The following is a 2,210-nucleotide window of genomic DNA, read 5'->3' as shown; positions in this document are numbered from 1 at the left end:
ACCGCCGAGCCCGTCACGCTGAGCAGCGCCGAGCGCTCCTGCTGGGCGACCATCGCCGTCTTCTGCGTCGCCTCGGCACGCCGGATCTCGCCGGCCACCGCCTGCGCCGCACCCGCCATCTCGCGGTTGGCCGCCGCCTGCTGAAGGAAGAAGTTGACGACCCCTTCGAATTCCTCCAGATACGCCGCCGCCCCCGCGTTGATCGCCGCGGCCTGGACGCCCTCCTCGGTCGACTGCAGCTTGGCCTGCAGTCCGTTCATCCCCTCGGTCACGGCGGTGACGCAATCCCTGACCTCCTGAGCCCTCACGGCGATCGGCTGGAGCAGGTACTGCATCTGGGCAAAACGGGCCTGCTTGACGTTCTCGATCAGACTGCTCGCCGCCAGGATCACCTCCTGCTTGTCCTGCATGCGGAACTTGGCCATGGTCGCTTCGTCGGTCCGGTTCTCCCATTCCATCCGTTCGTTGAAGGCCAACTTTCCGAGAAGGCTCCGGACGGCAATGATCCGCTGTTCCACGTCGCCGGCCGCCGACGCCGTGCGCGTCGCGGCGCCCTGCACAACGCTGGCGGCGAAGGCCTTGAAGTCGGCCCGGACGCCGTCGAGCTTGTCCGAAGCCTCTTTGGGCAGGGTGTTCATCTCCCTGTCGCCCATCAGCGCCTCGACGTTCTTGAGGCTCAACTGCACCCGATAGGCCAAGCGGTCGAAATCCTCCGCCTGCTTGGCATCGCCGCCGATCTGGAACTTCTGCATCTCGACCAGCATGTCGGTGATCATGGAGACCGTCTTGGAGGCCTCGTCGGAAATCGACAACATGGTGTCGCGCCGTCCCTCGAGGTCCGTCTGGTTCTCCACCACCTTGCGGAATTGCGCGTTCTGGTCGGTGCGCAGCTGCTTGGAGGCGTTCTCCATCTGCTCGGATTTCTGGAGCATGCGGTCGAGGGCGGCGCGTTTCTTGACTTCGAGGTCGTGATAGTGGGTCAGCGCCGCTTCGTAGGTAACGATCTGCGCCTCCACGCTGGCGATCCATTCCCGATCCGCCCCCGAATCGAAAAGCTGGCCGATGCTCCCCGCCCGCTCCTTCAGCTGGGCGATCTTGGCGGTGGCATCCTTGAAGGATTTTTCGGCGCCGGCGATCTGATAGTTCTTCTCGTCCTGGCGGATCTCCTGAAGCCCGTCGGCAAGAAGCGCCGCCGCGTCCGTCCGCTCAAGCTGGCCGCTGATCTGCTGCTGGCCGTTCCAGCCGAGATACGACACCCCCATGGTCAGCGCCAGTACGGTGGCGAAACCAAACCCGATCTTGCGCCCAATGCGGACGTCGGAAAGATTGAGGCGGCGCCAAAAACCCGCCCCTGCGGACGACGCCCGTTCGGCGGCGGCGGGAGAGGCATTCCGGTCAGTGCTGTCGGTAAGGGTATCCCCATTCATCGGGTGGCTTCCTCTTCTTCCTCTGGGCGTTTTCTTGCGTGCGGGCGGGAGGATCTTCAATTGATGATTGCTAAAATTTTAGATGTTTTTTCCGAAAATTTAAGGGCGCCCGCCCGGGCGAATGGCTGAACATGCCCCATGAACCTCCATTCGGTCAATATATGGACATCCCTTATTCCGGTCTTCCATCCGCCTGCGGAATGTCTTTAAGGCACCCGTATTGCGGGAGGAATATCCGCGGCCGCCTCTCGGAGGCGGCCGGTCGGAGCATCGGCGGCGGGCTCCAAGCGAAGGAGTCCGCCGGAAGGAAAGCTATGCGGCCCGCACGCTGGCGAGGAAGCGGTCGACCTCCTCGCGCAGCTTCGCCGATTGGCGCGACAGGTCGCCGGCCGCCGAACGCATGCCGGCCGCCGCCGTCCCGGTTTCCGTGGCCGCGTCGTTGACGCCGGAGATGTTCGAGGAAACCTCCTGGGTGCCGGCCGCCGCCTGTTCGACGTTCCTGGCGATCTCCTGCGTCGCCGCGCCCTGCTCCTCGACCGCCGAGGCGATGCCCGAGTTGACCTCGTCGATCTCGGTGATGGTCTTGCCGATCTCCTCGATGGCGGCCACCGCATCGCGCGTCGCCGCCTGGATGCCGGCGATCTGGGCGCCGATCTCGTCGGTCGCCCGGGCCGTCTGGTTGGCCAGGTTCTTGACCTCGGAAGCCACCACCGCGAAGCCCTTGCCGGCGTCGCCGGCCCGGGCCGCCTCGATGGTGGCGTTCAAGGCCAGCAGGTTGGTCTG

Annotated in this window: 2 protein-coding genes; both read right to left on the bottom strand. The window is 65.0% G+C overall.

Annotated elements, in window-relative coordinates:
- Positions 1 to 1,427, bottom strand: a 1,427-nt coding sequence (locus ODR01_RS25140; protein ID WP_316980462.1) for a hypothetical protein, incomplete at its 3' end; no start/stop codon positions are given.
- A gap of 312 nt (positions 1,428 to 1,739) precedes the next feature.
- On the bottom strand, positions 1,740 to 2,210 hold a 471-nt coding region (locus tag ODR01_RS25135; RefSeq protein WP_316980461.1), incomplete at its 5' end, for a methyl-accepting chemotaxis protein.

The organism is Shumkonia mesophila, assembly GCF_026163695.1.
Taxonomy (GTDB): domain Bacteria; phylum Pseudomonadota; class Alphaproteobacteria; order Rhodospirillales; family Shumkoniaceae; genus Shumkonia; species Shumkonia mesophila.
Note: the sequence above shows the minus strand (reverse complement) of the source record. Positions and strands in the feature narration are given on the sequence as shown.